The 19,929-nt window shown below is 65.6% G+C and carries 18 protein-coding genes, 1 tRNA gene and 1 other RNA gene; 6 read left to right on the top strand and 14 right to left on the bottom strand.

All coding sequences use genetic code 11. The features are described from left to right. The first annotated feature begins 984 nt into the window (after positions 1-984). The 4 genes from EEB19_RS16815 to EEB19_RS26970 all read left to right on the top strand — a co-directional run bounded on the left by EEB19_RS16815 (position 985) and on the right by EEB19_RS26970 (position 3,693). Complete coding sequence (locus tag EEB19_RS16815) at positions 985-1,320, top strand: Lsr2 family protein (RefSeq protein ID WP_187588318.1); 336 nt, start codon at positions 985-987, stop codon at positions 1,318-1,320. A 142-nt stretch (positions 1,321-1,462) separates the two neighbouring features. Then, complete coding sequence (locus EEB19_RS16810) at positions 1,463-2,161, top strand: alpha/beta fold hydrolase (protein WP_187588316.1); 699 nt, start codon at positions 1,463-1,465, stop codon at positions 2,159-2,161. Between the two features lie 147 nt (positions 2,162-2,308). After that, positions 2,309-2,902, top strand: a complete 594-nt coding sequence (locus EEB19_RS26975) for a DUF1254 domain-containing protein (protein WP_262365721.1) — start codon at positions 2,309-2,311, stop codon at positions 2,900-2,902. A gap of 41 nt (positions 2,903-2,943) precedes the next feature. Next, positions 2,944-3,693 (top strand): DUF1214 domain-containing protein, encoded by a 750-nt coding sequence (locus tag EEB19_RS26970; protein ID WP_262365720.1) that lies wholly within the window; start codon positions 2,944-2,946, stop codon positions 3,691-3,693. A gap of 75 nt (positions 3,694-3,768) precedes the next feature. On the opposite strand, the gene EEB19_RS16800 is transcribed toward EEB19_RS26970, so the two are convergent. The 4 genes from EEB19_RS16800 to pgm all read right to left on the bottom strand — a co-directional run bounded on the left by EEB19_RS16800 (position 3,769) and on the right by pgm (position 7,074). Then, entirely contained in the window at positions 3,769-4,365 is a 597-nt protein-coding gene (locus tag EEB19_RS16800; RefSeq protein ID WP_187588314.1) for a DUF1707 domain-containing protein, read from the bottom strand. Positions 4,366-4,446: 81 nt separating this feature from the next. Beyond that, positions 4,447-4,519: transfer RNA gene (locus EEB19_RS16795), tRNA-Ala, on the bottom strand. 118 nt (positions 4,520-4,637) lie between these two features. Beyond that, complete coding sequence (locus EEB19_RS16790) at positions 4,638-5,378, bottom strand: thioredoxin domain-containing protein (protein ID WP_187588312.1); 741 nt, start codon at positions 5,376-5,378, stop codon at positions 4,638-4,640. A 55-nt stretch (positions 5,379-5,433) separates the two neighbouring features. Next, complete coding sequence (gene pgm / locus EEB19_RS16785) at positions 5,434-7,074, bottom strand: phosphoglucomutase (alpha-D-glucose-1,6-bisphosphate-dependent) (RefSeq protein ID WP_187588310.1); 1,641 nt, start codon at positions 7,072-7,074, stop codon at positions 5,434-5,436. Between the two features lie 86 nt (positions 7,075-7,160). Between pgm and EEB19_RS16780 the strand changes: the two genes are divergently transcribed. Beyond that, on the top strand, positions 7,161-7,772 hold the full coding sequence (locus tag EEB19_RS16780) for an alpha/beta hydrolase (protein ID WP_187588308.1): 612 nt from the start codon (positions 7,161-7,163) through the stop codon (positions 7,770-7,772). A 123-nt stretch (positions 7,773-7,895) separates the two neighbouring features. Here the strand turns inward: EEB19_RS16780 and ssrA are convergent. The 8 genes from ssrA to EEB19_RS16740 form a co-directional block, all read right to left on the bottom strand. Continuing rightward, positions 7,896-8,267: a transfer-messenger RNA gene (gene ssrA / locus EEB19_RS16775) on the bottom strand. A gap of 107 nt (positions 8,268-8,374) precedes the next feature. Beyond that, entirely contained in the window at positions 8,375-9,409 is a 1,035-nt protein-coding gene (locus EEB19_RS16770; RefSeq protein ID WP_187588306.1) for a linear amide C-N hydrolase, read from the bottom strand. A 73-nt stretch (positions 9,410-9,482) separates the two neighbouring features. Continuing rightward, positions 9,483-10,541, bottom strand: coding sequence for an AraC family transcriptional regulator (locus tag EEB19_RS16765; RefSeq protein ID WP_187588304.1), 1,059 nt, complete (start codon positions 10,539-10,541; stop codon positions 9,483-9,485). A 21-nt stretch (positions 10,542-10,562) separates the two neighbouring features. Next, a complete protein-coding gene (locus tag EEB19_RS16760) occupies positions 10,563-11,219 on the bottom strand; it encodes a hypothetical protein (protein ID WP_187588301.1) in 657 nt (218 codons plus the stop codon). Positions 11,220-11,296: 77 nt separating this feature from the next. Continuing rightward, positions 11,297-12,706: a glutamate decarboxylase gene (locus tag EEB19_RS16755; protein ID WP_187588299.1), complete on the bottom strand. Its 1,410-nt coding sequence runs from the start codon at positions 12,704-12,706 to the stop codon at positions 11,297-11,299. A gap of 126 nt (positions 12,707-12,832) precedes the next feature. After that, positions 12,833-14,794 carry a YhgE/Pip domain-containing protein gene (locus EEB19_RS16750; RefSeq protein ID WP_187588297.1) on the bottom strand — a complete coding sequence of 654 codons (1,962 nt, stop codon included), beginning with the start codon at positions 14,792-14,794 and terminating at the stop codon, positions 12,833-12,835. A 1-nt stretch (position 14,795) separates the two neighbouring features. Beyond that, positions 14,796-15,602, bottom strand: a complete 807-nt coding sequence (locus EEB19_RS16745) for an ATP-binding cassette domain-containing protein (protein WP_262365719.1) — start codon at positions 15,600-15,602, stop codon at positions 14,796-14,798. 5 nt (positions 15,603-15,607) lie between these two features. Then, positions 15,608-16,891, bottom strand: coding sequence for an amidohydrolase family protein (locus EEB19_RS16740; RefSeq protein ID WP_187588295.1), 1,284 nt, complete (start codon positions 16,889-16,891; stop codon positions 15,608-15,610). 444 nt (positions 16,892-17,335) lie between these two features. On the opposite strand from EEB19_RS16740, the gene EEB19_RS16735 reads away from it, so the two are divergent. After that, positions 17,336-18,151: a tyrosine-protein phosphatase gene (locus tag EEB19_RS16735; protein WP_187588293.1), complete on the top strand. Its 816-nt coding sequence runs from the start codon at positions 17,336-17,338 to the stop codon at positions 18,149-18,151. A 24-nt stretch (positions 18,152-18,175) separates the two neighbouring features. Here the strand turns inward: EEB19_RS16735 and EEB19_RS16730 are convergent, their stop codons facing one another. After that, the gene (locus tag EEB19_RS16730; protein WP_187588291.1) at positions 18,176-19,447 is read right to left on the bottom strand and encodes a glycoside hydrolase family 27 protein; all 1,272 of its coding nucleotides are present in this window, start codon (positions 19,445-19,447) and stop codon (positions 18,176-18,178) included. Between the two features lie 4 nt (positions 19,448-19,451). Continuing rightward, positions 19,452-19,925: an SsrA-binding protein SmpB gene (smpB, locus tag EEB19_RS16725; protein WP_187588289.1), complete on the bottom strand. Its 474-nt coding sequence runs from the start codon at positions 19,923-19,925 to the stop codon at positions 19,452-19,454. Between the last annotated feature and the right edge of the window lie 4 nt (positions 19,926-19,929).

Raw genomic sequence — 19,929 nt, 5'->3', positions numbered from 1 at the left:
GTCGCGACGCATCTGGGGCATTGTCGTCGGCACGGTTCTCGCCGCGGGAGTGTTGTCCGCGTGCTCGGTACCGACGGAGACGACACCGTCGGAGATCGTGATCCCACCCACCGATGTGTTGTCGACGGAATCCGAGATCGCGACCACCACGGAGGCATCGCAACCCTCCGACGTCGACACACCGGTTGCCGCATTGCCCAACTGGACCTACGGACGGGTTATCGCGCTCGCCCCACGGGTGGACAATTCTCGGTATCACCAGGGGTCGGTCACCCCGGAATCCGCATTGGTCGACACCTCGCGGTTTCACTTCTCGAATCCCAGTCGAAGCGTGAACTGTTCGACGGGAACCAATGGAACAGCAACACTGGCTTGTCGCATCAACACCGAAAGGCGCGGGAACCCACCTCCCGACACGCCGACGACGTGTCGCTGGGCCGGTAATCTCGTCACCCTCGACTCGGATGGCGCCGAGGACGGGGCCTGCTCGAACCGCTATCCGGTTCTCTACCGGAGTTCAATCGTGGACTACGGGTACACGATTTCCGTGTCGCGGTTCTCCTGCCTTGTCGAGGTGTCCGGAGTGTTCTGTCTTGAGTCGCGCTCGAAATCCGGATTCGCCCTCACGCCAACGGGTTACCGCGCCATCGAGGCCGCCGACCGCGCGCCCGCCGCACTGGTCGGCATACCCGGATCAACGACCGCCGACGACGGGTCGGCAAACCGTTCTGAATCCGGGATCAGAAACACTCCTCCACCTACTTCGTGATCGATCCACCTATGCCCCAAGATGCGTTCTTTGCATACCCAGAGGAATGGTGGGGGTTCTCAGCAACTCCTTAATTTTTGACGTCTAGTATGTATTCGACCAACAAAGTGAATCAAAGGTTGTTGCCCGTCAGCCCAGACTTTGCGTACCACGACTCGTTGGTCGGGACAATTCACGCGAGAACAGATTCTCACCACGAGGACAGGGAGTTCACCATGGCGAAGAAGGAAATCGTTCAAGTCATTGATGACATCGACGGCAAGGTCCTCGACGATTACGAGACCGTGCGCTGGTCGCTGGACGGAAAGACATACGAATTCGACACATCCGCGAAACATGCCGCGCAGTTCCGCGATTCACTGACGAAGTACGTATCGGTATCGCGGGTCACCTCATCGCGCGGCGCGAAGCGTACGACGCCGATCTCGACAACGCGGAGCAAAGAACAGACGAAGGCGATTCGCGACTGGGCGAACAAGAATGGATATGACGTCAGCGATCGTGGCCGTATCCCGCTCAGCGTCATCGAGGCATTCGAGGCCGCCCACTGACCGTCCATGGCGCGGCGGGCCACCCGCCACCGTTGAGCCCGTCAGGCCCCGGTCCGTACTCACGGACCGGGGCCTGTCGTCATGAGCGACCGCAGGGATCGTTCGGCGTCGTGACCGATACGACCCGGCCTACGATGACCCGGTGGCGACATTCGCGCTCATCCCAGGGGCCGGCGGAGATGCGTGGGACTGGCATCGGGTCACCGCAGAACTGACCGGGCGCGGACACCGAGCCGTCGCGCTCGCTCTTCCTGCTGCGGACCCCGATGCCGACTTCGACACCTATACCGATGCATGCGTCGACCAGCTCGCCACGGCAGGCGTCGATATCATCTCCGACGACGACATCGTGGTCGTCGGACTCTCGTTGGGCGGGTTCACCGCCCCGATCCTGGCCGCCCGCGTCGGCGCCACGCGAATCGTGCTGGCGAATGCGATGATCCCCCACCCGCGCGAGACCCCCGGCCACTGGTTCTCCACAAGCGGCGCCGGACCCGCCCGCGCCGCATTGGCCGCGGAGCAGGGCCGCGCCCTCGGTGACGACATGGACGTGATGGCCGAGTTCTTCCATGACGTACCCGCAGACCTCGTGGCGGAGGCCATGAGTCGTCCCGAACCCGAGCAGGCGGACGCGATCATGGGGTGCGAGACCCCATTCGACGCCTGGCCGGCCCCGGTGACGGTCATCAGCGGGCGTGACGACCGCTTCTTCCCACCGGACTTCCAGCAACGAATCGCACGCGAGCGTCTGGGCGTGGAGCCGATGATCGTGCCGGGCGGCCACCTGATGGGATTGAGCCGGCCCGCCGAGGTCACCGACGCGCTGCTCCGGGTCCGATGATCGCGCTGACACCACGAACGAAGGCCAGGCACCACACCGTGTCCACACAGATGCCTCGTCGGGCACCATGCTCGCCACTAGCATGAGGGCGGTCAGGCGTTGCCTCGGTCGGGGCAGCCACGCCATACACCACGGAGGACACATCCGATGAGCTCGACAAGCGACAACACAAGTTTGGCTCTGCCCCAAGGCGACTCGGCTTTCGAGCCGTCTTATCTCTCGTCGCTGGCGCACTTGGCGTACGTGTGGGGCTATCCGATGGTGAACATGATGAACCGCTGTGCGCGACTGAGCGCGGCGCCGGAGCCCGGACGTCTCGGTGGTGTGCTTCCCGCGTCACCCACGGGACAGATCGCGATGTTGAACGACTACATCGAACCCGCCGAGCGTTTCATCGCGTGCCCGAATCAGGACGTCGTCTACGGACTCGGCTTCTTCTCCCTGGACGAGCAACCGGTGGTCGTCCAGGTGCCGGACTTCGGCGACCGTTTCTACGTCTATGCGTTCTACGACGCCCGTACCGACCAGTTCGGCCATCTGGGGTCGCCGTACGATTCCGTCCCCGGGCACTATCTGCTCGTCGGACCGAACTGGGACGGCGAGGTCCCGGCCGGGATCGTCGACGTCTTCCGCAGCCCGACCGCGCTGGCCAACGCCATACCCCGGATCTTCATGGACGACACAGCGGATGACCGCGCCGCGATCCAGCCACTCGTCGATCAGGTGATGGTCTACCCCTGAGCGAGTTCACCGGCGAGATGCGCGCCAAGGACTGGGCGCACGTGCCCTCATTCGACGCCGGCTCCGGTTCGAGCGGAGGGGAGACGAAGTGGGTACGACCGGAGACGTTCTTCGACCAGCTCGGCGAAGTGCTGCGCACGACCCGCCCGCAGGCCGGTGAGACGGCGCTCTACGCCCAGTTCACCGCGCTCCTTGAGGCCGGTGCCGCCGATCCGGAGATCAAGGCGCACATCGATGCCGCCTTCGCCGCGGCCGACTCGTCCTTCGTGACGAACGCCATGAAGTGGAAGTACAACGGCAAGAACGCCGGTAACGGGTGGAATCGGTCGGTCAACAACTCGCAGTGGGGCCTGGACTACCACAACCGCGCGGCGACGGCGCGCTCGAACATGTTCGAGAACCGTCCCAACGAGACCCAGTACTTCTACACCGACACCGACTCCGACTCCGAACAACTGACCGGTTCGGCTGCCTACGCGGTCACCTTCGCGACGGGTGATCTACCGCCGGTCGACGGGTTCTGGTCTCTCACCATGTACGACGACGACCACTTCTTCTATCCCAACGAGTTGCGGCGTTACTCGCTCGGCACCAAGAACACGACCCTCGCGTTCGACGACGACGGATCGCTGACCATCCTGGTCGGGCACCGATCTCCCGGTCCGGACTCTGAGAGCAACTGGCTTCCAGCCCCACCGACCACGTTCTCGCTCTACCTCAGGGCGTACGGAGGACGGTCCGGCATCACCGAGGGGACGTGGGTGCCGCCCGTCGTCCGACGCGTCGGCTAGCGGTGTCGTCCGGCCACGTCGGCCACGTCGTCGCGCACCACCCGATGCGCGGACAGTGGCATGTTCCGCCGGACCTCACACCCGCTTGATCACCAGCCCGGTCATCGCCGACAGCGCGCCGGACAGGACGATCACCGGCCCACCGGTCCTCGTCGGCGGGCCGGCCTTGTCCTTGAGCGATGACCATCCGGTCGTCGTCAGGCGCTCGGTCCGGACCTCGTGGTCGGCCCCGAGACGCAGCTTCACCGTGCATGTCGAGACCTGAAGCGCCAGATCGACTGTCGCCGTGGTGAATGCCGCATTCGAGAAGTCGAGATCGAGTGTGCCCCAGGAACCGGTGACCAGGATCTCCGACGGGACCTGCCATCCGCCTTTGCGTCGCAGGGTCGTCCAGTCGACGTCCCACTCCGTGCGTGCCGTCGGCACGACCGGCGCATCGGTCGGGGACGTGACGGCGCGGCTGTCCGGGAACAGCATCCCGGCGTTCGGCAGGTCGGCGAGCACCGCACGCAGGTCCCCGCGGGTGCGGGCGGCGATGACGGACTCCGTGCGTTCCTCGAACTCGACGATCTCCAGATACCCGGATGAGAACGCGTCACTGAGCAAGCTGGTCGCCCGCTCACGCTCCGGGTGCCCGACTCGGACATCCTGGTCTCCGAGACTGTCGGCCATGTCTGCCACCCTAGGACATCGCGCACCCGCCGAAACGACGACACCCGCCGCGACCTGACGGTCGCGACGGGTGTCGGCCAGTGGAGCTAAGGGGACTCGAACCCCTGACCCCCACACTGCCAGTGTGGTGCGCTACCAGCTGCGCCATAGCCCCGTGTGTAGTTGTGTCGCCCCGTCGGTGACACCCTGTCCAGAGTGGTCATCGCCGTTTCATGGGCAAAGGCGAAACTACACCATCGGCCGGAGTCCGACCAAATCGCCTGCGACGCCCGTCAGCCCTTGTTCGCGAGGAGCTGATCGAGCCATCCCGTGCCGCTCATGATGCCGTCGACGGGCTCACCGCCTGCCAGGACGGTAGGAGTCCCGACCTGGCCTGCCGCCTTCTGCAGTTGCGTCTGGGACTGTTCGGCCGCGGCCTTGGCCTCGTCGACCTTCGCCCCGTCGGAAATGCATGTCTGTGTCTGCGCAGACGCACCCTGCGCGCCCGCGATCCGCGCCAGATCGGCATTGCTCAGGTCGCTGCTGCCACCTTCCTTGGGCTGATCGGCGAACAGCGCGGTGTGGAACTTCGAGAAGACGTCCTTGTCCTCGCCGGACCCGACGCACTGGGCCGCGCCCGCCGCGCGAGATGAATAGTCGCCCGACGACGACTCGTCGTCGAGGAATGTCAGCATGTGATAGCGCACGCGTAGCCGGCCGTCGTCGATCGCCTTGGTGATCGCCGCGCCCGACTGCTGCTCGAACTCGCGGCAGACCGGGCACATGAAGTCCTCGAACACATCGATCGTCTGCGGCGCCGACGGCGCTCCGATGATGAGCGCCGCGTTCTCGCTGAGCACGGCCTCGTCGGCACCGCCCTTGTCGCGCTGGGTGTTCCACAGGACGCCACCCACCACCAGAGCGGCGATGACGACGATCGCGGCACCCGCCAGGATGTAGGTCGTGCGGCTCGACGTGGCCCGCGGCTGGTACTTCGACGACGTCTTCGGTTCCGGCTTGCGCTTGTTGCTCACACCTGATGACTGTAATGCCCGGCCGATGAGAACAGCCTGAGACGATGCGTGCAGGTCAGACGAGGACCGAGTCCACCAATTCCTGCGCCTGCGCCTGCACGGTGGCCAGATGATCGGCACAATTGAACGATTCCGCGTAGATCTTGTACACGTCCTCGGTCCCGGACGGACGCGCCGCGAACCAGGCGTTCTCGGTGGTGACCTTGAGCCCGCCGATCGGTGCGCCGTTGCCGGGCGCCTCGGTGAGGATCGCGGTGATGGGTTCACCGGCGAGCTCTGTCGCGCTGACCTGATCGGCGGACAGCTTGGCCAGCAGAGCCTTCTGCTCGCGCGACGCAGGCGCGTCGATCCGGGCGTAGGCGCTCTCGCCGTAGCGCTCGGCCAGTTCGCGGTACCGCTGCGACGGCGTCTGTCCCGTCGTCGCGAGCATCTCCGAGGCGAGCAACGCCATGATGATGCCGTCCTTGTCGGTCGACCACGGTCCACCGTCGAAGGTCAGGAAGGACGCACCGGCGCTCTCCTCGCCGCCGAAGGCGATGCTGCCGTCCAGCAGACCGTCGACGAACCATTTGAACCCGACCGGCACCTCGAGGAGTCGGCGGTCGATCCCCGCGACGACACGGTCGATCAGCGACGAGCTCACCAACGTCTTGCCCACGGCGGCACCGGGTTTCCACCCGGGTCGATGGGTGAACAGATAGTCGATGGCGACCGCGAGGTAGTGGTTGGGGTTCATCAGCCCGGCGTCCGGGGTCACGATGCCGTGACGGTCGGAGTCAGCGTCGTTGCCGGTGGCGATGTCGTAGCTGTCGCGGGCCGAGATCAGCGACGCCATCGCATTGGGCGAGGAGCAGTCCATCCGGATCTTGCCGTCGGTGTCCAGCGTCATGAACCGGAAGGTGGGATCGACGGTGGGGTTGACGACGGTCAGGTTCTGCAGGTTGTAGCGGAAGCCGATCTCGGCCCAATACCCGACCGAGGCACCACCGAGAGGGTCGGCACCGATCCGGATGCCGGCGTCACGAATGGCGGTCATGTCGATGACCTCGTGCAGGTGATCGACATAGGTCGCGGTGTAGGGGAACTCGTGGATGAACTCGCTGCGCCGGGCACGCTCGAACGGGATGCGCTTGACTCCGCGCAGATCGTCGGCGAGCAGTTCGTTGGCGCGCTTGGCGACCACCGACGTGATGCTGGTGTCGGCCGGCCCTCCGCTCGGCGGGTTGTACTTGAAACCGCCGTCGCGGGGCGGGTTGTGGGACGGGGTGACCACGATGCCGTCCGCGAGCACGCCGGGATTCGCCTGGTTGAACCTCAGGATCGCGAAGCTGATCGCCGGTGTCGGCGTGAACTTCTCGTTCTCCGCGATGTAGACCGTGACCTCGTTGGCGGTCAGCACCTCCAACGCACTGCGCCACGCCGGGATCGACAAGGCGTGGGTGTCGAAACCGATGAACAGCGGCCCGGTGATCCCGGCGGAGGTGCGGTACTCGACGATCGCCTGGGTCGTGGCGAGGATGTGTGCCTCGTTGAATGCGCCGTCGAGGCTGGAACCGCGATGGCCGGAGGTACCGAACAGCACCTGTTGGAGCGGGTCGTGGGGGTCGGGCACCGTGTCGTAGTAGGCGCGTTCGACGGCCTCGACATCGATCAGATCCTCGGGAAGCGCCGGTGTTCCTGCTCTCGGATGTGCCATGGCGCAATTCTGCCACCGGTGCAGCCATCCGATCGGCGACAACGAACGAACAGTTAGTGTGATCAGGATCCGACCTGCGAGGTGCCGTGCTGAAACGTGAACCGACGACCCCCGCCCTGCTGGTCCTCGTGTTGCCCGGTGGTACCGACCGCAGCGACCGACCGTTCACCCCACGCCAGCCGTCGGCGCTGCGGATGTATCCGTTCACCTGGTCGATCCGGGCCCGCTTCGGGCGCGCGGTCCGCGTCCGGCAGGTCCGGTACGGCGTGTACGGCTGGAACGACGCTCAGGCGAGTCCGATGCCCCACGCCCGCGAGGCGCTCGAGACCCTCACCGCGTCGTACCCGGGGGTGCCGGTCGTGCTCATCGGGCATTCGATGGGCGGCCGTGTCGGCGCTCATCTCGCCGCCGACGACCGAGTGGTCGGCCTTCTCGCGTTGGCGCCCTGGTGGCAGCACGCGGATTGGCGATTCATCCGCGACGGTGTCCGGGTCGTCGCGATACACGGCACCGCCGACACGCGGACCTACCCCAGCCGGACCGAGAAGGGCGTGCGCGAGATGGCCGCGAAGGGCATGGACGCCACCTTCGTACCGGTTGCCGACGGCGATCACGCCATGCTCGACCACATCCGGTTGTGGCAGGGAGCCGCACTGGCGTTCGTCGGCTCGTCGCTGGCGGCGGTCCGCTCTCGGTGACCGTCGGTAGGAGCCCGGAGACTCAGGACGAGGCAATCCGGACGAATGATTCATGACGAACGATTCATGACGAACGATTCATGACGAAGGCCCCCGATCCGGAATCCGGATCGGGGGCCTCGGCCGTGGAGCTGCCGGGAATTGAACCCGGGTCCTCCGTCGTGTCAGTAGGGCTTCTCCGTGTGCAGTCCGCTAGGCCTCTACTCGGATCTCTCGGTCACGCGAACAAGCCGAGATGACGATCCCAGTCGCTGTTGGTTGTCCCGTCCCCACCCGCGACCGGCGAGGACGGTGAGCTCCCTGAGATGATGCCGGGGACCGGGCTGGGAGCAGACCCGGGCCGACAGACTAGCCGTCGCTGATCAGGCAGCGAGGGCGTAGTCGCGCTGATTCTTATCGGCGCTTAATTGGTTGCTGCGACGCTTACGGTGGTCTCCAGCCTGCACCGACACGCTTCCCCTACCTCGACGCACGCAGTCGAAACCGATCAGCCCCGAGACAGGAACCCGCCGATTTCTCGACGAGCACTTCAGTCTAACAACGCGTGCCGACTAATTCATCCCGGTATCGGCCGGTGTTCGTCCGCCCGTCGGCCACGGGCGTCACGCAGGCGCATCCTGGGCCTTTTGCGCTTGCTCCAGTTGGGCCAGGAGCTGGAACGACAGGAACGTCATCGAACCGGAGTCGGCGAAGTGCTCGCCGACATTGCCGGCGATTCCGCCCTCCAGCGAGAGCTTGCTCAGCAGATCGAGTTTGAGCTGCGGCGTGCCCTCGGCGAAATCCAGATCGGCGAGGTCGACCCAGACGATGTTCGGTCGCGTCGTGGACTCGAACACGTACCGCCTGTTCGTCAGGTCCAGGACCACCTGCCAGATCGTCTGCGACGCATCCGGCTTTCCCGGATCCGGCAGCCGGAACGGCTGGGCCGTGTTGCGGATCACGCTGAACATACTGGAGATGGCCTCGAGCTGACTGGTCGGTTGGGGCAGACGGCTCGCGTAGTAGGCCGCCCGGGCGAATCGGTGTTCGGCCATCGTGTCTCCGGGCAGCGGCTCGTCACCGCCGAGGCCCTCCCACCGCTTCAGCAACTCGAGCTGCTGATCGTAGGTGGGTGAGTTCGTCATCACGTGGTGACCGCGGTCGTGGTAGACCTTCGCGTGTCCGTCGATGTATTCGATGATCGCCGAGTCACCGCTGGGATCGTCGAGGGCCAGATGGATGGTCGGCGGATTCCCTCCGGTGGGGTCGGGCATCTGGATCACCTGGACATCGGTCTCCCGGATCCAGTCGACGGCCTCGGCGACCGTCGCGAAGTTGTCCAGGAAGTACTGCAGCCATACGGCCTGACTGAGCGCCGGCCGCGAGGGATCGTGCTCGCCGTACGTCGATTCGGCGAGCCACAGGACATGTCCGCCGAGCCCTGCCTCGTTCAGACCGTCGACCGAGATGATGTCGAAGGCTGCGGCGATGACGCTGCCGTACTTGGAGGTCCAGGTCAGTGCGCCTGTCACCCCGTCGTCTCGGCTGACCCCGCGCGGCTGCTTCCACAGGTTGGTCATCAGATCCTTGTGGAAGTCCATGTTCCGCCCCACCACGACGGAACCGTTGGCGTCAGGCCAGATCACCCGTGTACACATTTCGGTTTCTCCTTCTCGACAATGTTTCTCGACATGTCCGTGAGCTCCAGATCGTCGGGATGCCATGAGCCCGTCACCGATCCCCGTCCCCGGGGATCGGGTCCGGGTCGACGCCGCCCTCCTCGACGAGTTTGCGGAACTCTCGGGGACCGACGCCGTAGTGCGACCGGAACCGGTTGCGGAACGTGGCGACGGTTGGGAACCCGGCCGCCACCGCCACCTCTCCGATCGACAGGTCGGGATCGAGCGCCAGCATTTCGCGCGCCGTCTCGACACGGCGCGCCGCGATGAGTCCGGCGACCGATTCCCCGGCCTTCTCGAAGTTGCGGTACACCTGCCGGCGACTCAGATGCAGTTCCTCAGCGATCACGTCCGGGGAGAACTCCGGATCCCGATGGTGTCGTTCGATGAGGTCCATCGCCGCCTCGTGAACGAACAGCGCGTTGTCCTCGAGGCGATAGCTCTCGAAGTTGAGTTCGGCCAGGGCCGCGGTGATGAGGTCGACCGCCGCGAGCTCGGTGTCGAGGGGCGGTGCGGGTGCGACGGAGATAGCCGTGTCCACCGCGAACCGGGTGACGAAACCGGCGGCCGCGCGCGACAGCAACGTGTGTGAGGCGACCGGTCGTCGGGCGCGCTCCGCGGTGTGCCGTTGCCGACCGAGCAGATCGATCGGGATGATGAGGCCCATCGGGTCGGTGACCGAATCGCAGTAATGGCTGTACGGGACGGCGAAGTTCACGAACACCAGCTGACCTGGGAGATAGGCGAAATCGCGTGTGCCCTGACGGACCGTCGTGTGGCCGCGCAGGGAGCTCACCAACACGACGAGGTTCTCATACGGCCGATCGCGCACCAGCTCCGACGTGCGCTCGAGCCGCAGCGGGGTGTGGAGGGCGCAGTAGGTGGTCACCTTCGACAAGGTGCGCGCGTACATCATCGCACCGAACTCGTCCGGTTCGTCGGCACTCAGTTCGACGAGCGGGTTGTAGTCGGCCATACCGTCGACCCCACAACGTTGGAACGGCGGATCGGGTGCGCGAGCGCCGATCTGAGAACCCAGTCGTGATCGCCACTGCGCGACGAGTCCCGTACTGAGCCGGTTCGGCCGGTCGTCGGGGCGTTGCTGCGACATCACGACAATCCTCCGGTGGCGTCAGGACCGTCGTGGCAGGACGACGAGTGAGGCCACGAAGAAGCAGAGGGCGCCGACGAAGGTACCGACGTTCGCGATGACGGTGTCGACCGTGACCCCGGCCGGGGTGATGTAGGCGCCGATCGCCGACACGGCGAAGGCCACGCAGCCGATCCAGTTGACCTGAACCGACCACCAATCAGCTTGCCGTGGAGCCCAGTACGTTCCGGTCGTCCGGTAGAAGGCGACATAGGCGACAACGCCGCTGACCAGGAACGCGATCGACCCACCGGCGTCCGGGCTCCAGACCAGATGTCGTTCGGCCGGGATGGAGTGCGCCGCGATGGCCGCGGTGGTGCTGACATTGAACAGCACCGTCCCCAGTGATTGCGAGGCGGCGCAAAGCCATTCGGCACGCACCATGCGACCCGTCCCATAGGGCACGGCGACCGTCCGATCCCCGCTGAGCAGAAGTTGCACCAGACCGGCCGCGGTGAAGAACCACGCACCGATGAAGTAGCAGAGATTCGACGCCGCCGCCCCGGCCCAGTGGCCGAACCCCGGTGCCGCGCCGAGCGCGAACAGAGCCGACCCGATCATGAAGCCCCAGCATTGCTTCCGCAACGTGGGGGTCAGTAGCACACCCAGCCGACGATCCGGGGCGTCTGCGATGCTCATCGGTGGTTCCTCCTCCGGCGGCCGGCGTCGACGAGTGGCGGATCGTCGTCATGACGACCCGCCGACCCGAGAATCCCTCAGTGGTGGAAGTGCGACCCGGTGCCCTCGCGCGGCATCGGCGCCTCCAGGTTGTCGAGGAACGCGATCTCACTCTCGATGTCGCGCAACAGTGCGTTGGCGAGGTCGTGACTCAGCCCGGCGCGGACGACGATGCGCTGCAAGGTCATGTCCGCGAGATCATCGGCCATCGGATACGCGGGGACGAGCCACCCCTTCATGCGCAGGCGATCCGACAGATCGAACAGGGTCCACTTGTCGGTGTAGCCGTTCTTGAGCTTCCACGCGAACACCGGGATGGTGTCGCCCTTGCTCACCAGATCGAACGGCCCCATCTCGCCGATACGCGCCGAGAGATACTGCGCCACATCGAGCGAGCCCTGCTGGACCTGACGGTAACCCTCGCGGCCGAGTCGCAGGAAGTTGTAGTACTGCAACAGCACCTGCGCTCCGGGCCGCGAGAAGTTGAGCGCCAGGGTCGGCATGTCCCCACCGAGGTAGCTGCAGTGGAAGATCATGCTCTCGGGCAGTGCCTCGGTGTCCCGCCAAATGATCCAGCCCAGACCGGGGTACACGAGTCCGTACTTGTGCCCCGAGGTGTTGATGGAGACGACGCGCGGCACCCGGAAGTCCCACTCCAGGTCCGGCTGGCAGAAGGGCGCGATCATCGCGCCGGACGCGCCGTCGACGTGGATCTTGACGTCGAGGCCGGTCTTCTCCTGGATCTCGTCGAGCTTCTCGGAGATCTCCTTGACCGGTTCGTAGAGTCCGTTGTACGTGACGCCCAGGATGGCGACCACTCCGATGGTGTTCTCGTCGACATACTTGTCGAGGTCGTGGCCGTCGAAGATGAAGTGCTCCTCGCTGACCGGAACCCAGCGCGGCTCGACCTCGAAGTAGTTCAGAAACTTCTCCCAGCACACCTGAACGGCGGTGGACAGCACCAGGTTCGGCTTCTCGATCGACTTGCCCTCGGCCTTGCGCCGCGCCTGCCAGTGCCGCTTGAGCGCCAGACCACCGAGCATCGCCGCCTCCGACGACCCGATCGTCGACGTCCCGATCGAGTTCTCGACATCGGGGACGTGCCACAGATCGGCGATGATCTTCCAGCACCGGTCCTCGATCGCCGCCGTCTGCGGGTACTCATCCTTGTCGATCATGTTCTTGTCGTAGGTCTCGGCGTAGAGCTTGCGCGCCTCGTCGTCCATCCACGTCGACACGAACGTCGCGAGATTCAGTCGCGCGTTGCCGTCGAGCATGGCCTCGTCGTGCACGATCTGATACGCCGTCTCGGGCAGGCTCATGCCGTCCGGGATGGTGAACTTCGGCAGCTCGGTGGACTCCCCCGGCCGGACGAACACCGGGTTCAGCGAAAGCGTCTCACCGATGTTCGTGGTGTGTCGGGCATTGGTGTGCGTGCGGTCGGACATGTCTGCTCCTCGTGCGGGTCGACGGTCGTTGGGGATGGATCGCGATCGGTCACCGATCACGGTAAGGACGTGTGGGTCGATATGTCGGGGATCGGTCCGGTGAGTCGGGTCGTGGCGGTCGGCCTCCTAGACCTCGACCGGCGGGTAGAGCCGGTCCATGTTGTACTGCCGATTGCGTCTCGCCGCCCAGGTGGAGACCGCGAGGCAGACCACTGTCAGGCCGACCAGGACCGCCAGCGCGATCCAGAATCTGTGATCGACACCGCCGAGCGTGAGTTGTCGCAGCCCGGTCACGGTGTAGGTCATCGGGTCCACCCAGTGGATGTACTGGAACGGCAGCGTCGTCGTCGGAACGGGATAGATGCCGCCGGCGGAGGTCAGCATGATCATCAGGAACGCCAAGGTCACGACGCGGCCGACAGCAGGCCCGAACAGGGCGTTGAACATCTGGATCATGGCGAGGAACACCGCGACCATCAACAGCATGAACCCGAAGGTGGCCACGGGATGGGCAGGTCGCAGGCCGACGGCGAACACCACGACCAGGTACAGGAGCGCGGCCTGCAGGAACCCGACGAAGAACGTCGGCGCGTACGACGCGAGCACCACGCGCAGCGAGCTCAGTCCCTGGGCGATCGGTCGTGACTGCAACGGCGTGAACAACATCCACGCGATGATGCTGCCGACGAACAGCGCGAGGCCGAAGAAGAACGGGGTGAACCCGGTCCCGAAGGTCTTCGCCTCGTTGAGCGTGTCCTCGGTGAGCGCCACCGGCTGTGAGAGCGTGTTGGCCAGCGCGTTCTTCTGGTTCTGGGACCACTGCGGTACGGCCTTCACCCCTTCGTCCACCTGGGTGGCGAGTTCCTGGGTGCCGGACGCCAGCTGCGTGGTCCCGGCGGCGAGTTGGTTCGCCCCGTTGCTGAGCTCGACCAGTCCGGTACTCAATTGTGATGCGCCGGAGCTGAGTTCGTCGGCGGCGCCGCGGGCGGCCATGATGTCGTTGCGCAGGGTGCCGCTCTCGAAGAGGGACAGGGCGATTCGGGCCGGGCTCTGCGGGTTGCCGAGTTGCTGGGACAGCACCTGGGAATCTGCACGCACCTGCGTCAGTTGATTGTTCGCGTCCGGCCCGAGCCCCTGAGTCGTCAAGAAGCTCTGGGCGGGGGCCAGGGCATCCGCCAGCCGTCGGACGTTCGGGTCCGGGTTCGCGCGCAACTGTGAGACCACGCCTGACACGACCCGACTGGCCTGCGATTGGGTGTTGCTCGCGACAGCGAGCTGGTCGTTGAGCGTCGACGTGGTGGAGCTCAGACGCTGCACGGTGGTGTTCAGTTCGGCCGGCGACAGTCCACCGCCGGAATTGTTCAGCGCGTTGAGGATCGGGTCGGTGGCCGAGGTGACGGCAGTGTCGAGCTGGGTGAGACCGCCGGCGAGTTCGCCCGCGCCGTCCTTGGCGGTGACCAGGTTCGTCGCCAGTTCGTGTGAGCCCGTGTTCGCGGTCTGCATGCCGTCGTTGAGCTCGTTGACCCCGTCCTGCGCTTGCTTGAGTTTGGGCATCAATCCGCTGACATCGTTGAGCACGATGTCGAACGTCTGCGCACCGACCTGGGCGCCCACCTTGTTCACGACTTGCTCCGCCGCGTCCTGCCCCATCACCGTCGACAGGTAGTTGTTCGCGTCGTTGTAGGTGAAGATCAGTTCGGCGGATCGTGGGTCCGAGCCCGTCGGCGATGCGACGGCGGCACTGAAATCGGTTGGCAGGGTGATCGAGAAGTAGTACTTGCCGTGTGCGACGCCGTCGCGTGCCTCCTCGGCCGACACGAGATGGAGGTCGAGCTGTTTCGACTCGATCAGCCCCTGCGCCACCTGCTCACCGGCGTCGAGTGGTTTGCCCGCCACTGTGGCGCCCTGGTCGGCGTTGACGAGTGCGACCGGGATCTTGTCCACCGCGTTGAACGGATTCCAGAACGCCCACAGGTACAGCGCGCCGTAGAGCAGCGGCATCACGATGATGACGGCCAGGGCGAGCCGCGGCATGCGGCCGCGGTAGTAGCGCTTGAAGTCGCTGCCCGGTGAGAAAGCGGCAAGCATGTCAGTTCCGATCCTGTTGTTCGAGCCGGACGAACTCGTCGTCGGTCAGGTGATGGACCTCGATGACGTCGCGCACACCGAGATCGGGGAACACTCCGTTGACGTCGGCGGTGATCACCGTCTGTTCGTGGCCCAGTGCGACGAGTCGCGCGAGCAGTGTGTGGGCGCTCTCGATCCGGGTGAGTCGGTCGACCCCGCCGACGACCAGCAACGGTGGCCGTCGGACGTTGGCCATCGCGATCCGAAACAGTGCACTCGTCAGCTCGGGCAGCTCCTCGACGTAGGCGTCCATGCTCGGCAGCGCGAGGTCGCCGAACACCGGGCGGCACAGCCGCTCGAGGTCGGCGGGCCGTGACGGTCGGACCCACCTGTACCACGGTGCAGCCCAACGGATCTGCTCGGTCACCACGTCGCTGACGCGAATCGTTTGGTCGATGCCATCGACCTCGTCGACGTCGGCGATCGCCGCCTGGGAGAAGAGATGGCGGGCGTCATCGGTACGACCGAAGGCGTGCAAGGTTCCCGAGGACGGTGCCATCCGGCCGGCCAGGGTGAGCAGCAGTGCCGTCCGGCCGCGCCCGCCGGAACCGACGAGAACGGTCACCCCTCCGGCGCGGACGCGGAGAGAGGTCGGACCGTAGATGTGACCCCACGTCGCCCGGACACCGATGTCGATCGCCTCGATCACGAGGTCATCGACATCGCCGGTGTGCACCGACGGAGTGGGTGCGGTGTGCACTGCCGGGATCGGGCCGGTCACGGCGTCGTCGCCGACGGAGTCGTCGCCGGGGGTCTCGCGCACGTCCATCGCGATCAGAGGGTGTTCTTGACGATCGAGCCGCCCTTGACGATCAGCTCGAGGTTCTTCTCGGGATCGGCGATCACGGAGATGTCCTGGACCGGGTTGCCGTCGAAGATCAACAGATCGGCCCAGGCACCCTCGGCGATCACGCCCAGACGAGCGCTGCCGTAGGGGTTGCGCTCACCGGCCATCTCGAACAACGACGCGTTGCCCGACGTGAGCATCGTCAGCGCTTCGACGTTGCTGTAGAACTCCCCCAGCCGCGCCGCCATGACACTCTGTCGCGCAGCCGATTCCGGCTCCAACAAGAGGTCGGTGCCGAATGCGGTCTTCACGCCGTGCTTCTTGGCCCAGCCGTAGACGTCGGAGGTCCCGTTGCAGATCTGGGTGTTCTTGCCGGCGCGATCGGGGTCGGGGTAGTGATGGTCGTCCTCGGCGAACGGCTGCATCGACAGCCAGATGCCCTTCTCCCCGATGAGCGCAACCGTCGCCTCGTCGGCCAGATGGCCGTGCTCGATGGACCGGACACCCGCCTCGATCGCGCGGGTGATACCCGGGACCGTGTACACGTGCGTCGCGACATACGTGCCGTAGTCCTCGGCGGCCTGAACGGCCGCCCGCATCTCGTCCGGCGTGAACTGCAGTGTGTAGAGCGGGTCATACATCGACGCGGCACCACCACCGATTGTCAGCTTGATCTGCGACGCCCCCTTGCGCAGCTGCTCGCGGACGGCGGTGAGAACCCGCTCGACGCCGTCGGCGGTCCGGGTGAATCCGATCGAATCGGTCCGGCTGGGACCCCCACCGAACTCGTAGGGGGTCTCGTAGACGAAGGCGAAATCACCGTGACCCGAGGTCTGCGAGATCATCGCCTGACTCGGGAAGATCCGCGGTCCCTCGAAGTCACCCCGGTCGATGACCGTCTTCACTGGCGCGGTGTCCCCGCCCATGTCGCGCACCGACGTGAAGCCGCGGTGGAGCATCCGCTTCGCCTCGGAGATCGTGTTCGCGAACAGGAGTCCCGTCGGCCCCATGACGAAGTCCAGATAGTTGTTGGCATTGCCCATCAGATGGACGTGGGCGTCACTCATTCCGGGCATGAGGAACTTTCCCCGACCGTCGATCTCGGTGGTCTCGACACCGGGCTCATCACCCACCGGCGACGTCGACACCGCCGTGATCGTGGCGCCGGAGATGACGACGTCACAATTCTCGGTGACCTGATCGGAAATGCCGTCGAACACGGCGACATTTCGGATGACGAGTCGCTTGCCCGCGGTGGATGTGCTGCTCATGTGCAAAAGCTAACGTCGCATGTCCCGGATTGTCGACCTCCGCAATCCCCATCCGGTTGGGGACCAAAGTCCCGAGATCTTTTGCGCTGTTCACGTTTTCGGGTGCCGATCGAGGCTCACGGAAACGCGGCGCGGCACAATAACACAGAGACATCCGAGTTCGCGCATATCGCGACGAAATGGCCGAGAATGCTCGATCGTGCGACCGAATCGACCGAACATCTCATGGACGAACGCTCAGATTTGTGACACCGGAATTGACACGATTTTGCGGTTGAGGTGTCTCGATTTTGCCTTTTCGCCTACGTGTCACACCCTCGAATCCCTGCCTCGACGGCTCCCCGTGATCACCTTCGTGCCATCGGAACGGCAGACTCGTGCCACATTCCCCCACCTCGTCACAGCGACACCTCGGCCGGTCGACCCATCTGATTGCATGGCCGGGTGGATGAGCACACCGAACGCCAGACCGTCACGCTGGCCACGCTTCCCAACCTGCGCGACCTCGGCGGGTGGATCACTGCGGACCGTCGGCGCGTGAGGTCCGGCGTCGTGTTCCGATCCACCGAACTCGACCGGCTCGACGACACGGATCGGGAAGCCTTCACGGGCCTGGGCATCAGGACGATCTACGACCTGCGGACAGCGGCAGAACGCAGTGCCGCACCCGATCCCACATTCGACGGCGTCGACGACATCCACCTCGACGTCCTCGCCGATCAGGGCGATGCCGTTCCGGCGAATCTGCCCTCGCTGCTCCATGACCCGGCAGCCGTGGCCTCGATCGACGACTCGCTCGGCGACGGTCGCGCTGCCGCATTGATCGCCGACACCTATCGCAGTCTGGTGTCCACAGACAGTGCCCTGACCTCCTATCGGGCGCTGTTCCGCGGTCTGCTCGGCGACCATCCGGGACCGTCACTGTTCCACTGCACCACCGGCAAGGACCGGACGGGCTGGGCGGCCGCGACCTTCCTGAGCATTCTCGGTGTGTCGCGCGATGACGTGTATCGCGACTACCTGCTGACCAACGAGCAACTGCTCCCCGCGTTGGAGCCGGTGTTCGTCGAGTTCGCCGCGGCGGGAGGTGATCGTTCCGTCCTGCGCGCACTCCTCGGTGTGGACCGGAGCTACCTGGATGCGGCCTTCGCCGAGGCCGACACGGCGTTCGGCGGCATGAGCGAGTACGTGCACGACGGCCTCGATCTGTCGGCCACGGATGTGCAGGATCTCCGTCGGGATCATCTCGTCGGAGCGTGACCCCTCCGGGGCGCCCCGGAGGCCTCAGACGATCTGCAGCAGCACGGTGTCGTTGACCCCGACGTCGACCGCGAGTTCGCCCTTGGCGGCCCGATATCGACGACCCGTCCAGGCGTCGACCGCGGTGACGGTGTCGTCGCCCGAGAGCCCGAGACTCGTCAAAGACACCGACATGGTCCTCGGGTGGTCGTCCCGGTTTGTCATCGACACGACGAGTCCCTTGTCCCCGATCGCACGGGTCCACACCTCCATGTCGTCACCGACGGGCGCGCCCGCACTGACCCGATGGTCCTGGTCGATGTCGATGATCGCCCGATTGCGGAGCAGCGCGAGGGTCTGCGAAGACATGCGCGTGAGGTCGTTGCCGGCGATCAGCGGCGCGGCCATCATCGCCCACATCGACAATTGGGTGCGCTGCTGGGCCATCGTGAGTCCCGGGCGGCTGTCGACCCCGACGACGAGCATGTCGGGATCGTTGAACGACCCCGCGCGCACCCGGGATGCCAACGGCGCGACGGCATCGACGATCTCGACGATCCCCTGCGATCCCGACGGGTCCGCGTTCGTCGCCCATGCGGCGGCGATGTCGTTGGTGGCCCGGGTCATCGTCGCGACTCCGCCCCAGTCGTATTCGGTTCCCGGCACCGATCCGCTCACCCCGCTGTTGGGATTGATGCTGTAGACCATCGGACGCCCGGTGTCGCGGATGGCGTCACGCATCGCGGTGAACGACTCGACCTGCCGATCGTGGTCGGAATCGCCCGAGCACCAGTCGTACTTCAGATAGTCCACCTTCCAGTCGGCGAACGTCTGCGCATCCGTGACCTCGTGGCCCTTGCTGCCCGTCGCCCCCGGATGGTTGCCGACGAACTGCGCGCAGGTCTTGTCGCTCGCGCCGGAGTACAGGCCGAACTGCAGACCGCGGTCGTGCAGGTACCTGCCGAGTGCGGCCATGCCGGACGGGAATCGTCGCGGGTCCGCCTGCAGGGTGCCGTCGTCGGCGCGGCGATCGGCGGTCCAACAGTCGTCGACGATCACGTAGCGGTATCCGGCGTCGCGCAGCCCGCTCGACACCAGCGCATCCGCCTGCTCACGGACGATCTGCTCGGTGACGTTGCATCCGAAGGTGTTCCAGCTGTTCCATCCCATCGGCGGCGTGGGCGGCAGACCGTCGATCGCCGTGCCCTCTCCTCCGATCCGCGCTTCGGGATCGGGAGTGCAGGCCGCGATGGCGAGCAGGGTCACCGCGGCGAGCAGAGCGCCGAGGAGTCGTCGTCGAGGCCGTGGTCTGCGCACCGGATCACATGCCCTTGACGCGACGGCCAATCTCTCGGGCGACCTCACGCTGCGCGGTGCGGCGGGCGATGTCCTGACGCTTGTCGTGCGCCTGCTTGCCGCGGGCGAGCGCCAACTCCACCTTCACCTTGCCGTCGTTGAAGTACATCGACAGCGGCACCAGGGTGAGGTTGCCGTCGCGGATCTTGCCGATGAGATTGTCGATCTCGCGCCGGTGCATCAACAGTTTCCGGTTGCGCCGGGGAGCGTGATTCGTCCACGAGCCGCTGCCGTACTCGGGGATGTGCAACGCGCGCAGCCAGATCTCACCGTCGTCGACGGTCGCGAACGAGTCGGCGAGCGAGGCCTTGCCCTCGCGCAGACTCTTCACCTCGGTGCCCACCAACGCGATCCCGGCCTCGTAGGTGTCGAGGATGGCGTAGTTGTGCCGCGCCTTGCGGTTGGTCGCGATCACCGACCGCCCCTTCTCCTTGGTCATGCAC

The sequence above is a fragment of the Gordonia sp. OPL2 genome (genome assembly GCF_003797825.1).
In the GTDB taxonomy this organism is placed as follows: Bacteria; Actinomycetota; Actinomycetes; order Mycobacteriales; family Mycobacteriaceae; genus Gordonia.
The sequence above is the reverse complement of the archived record's forward strand: the minus strand, read 5'-3'. Positions and strand labels throughout refer to the sequence as shown.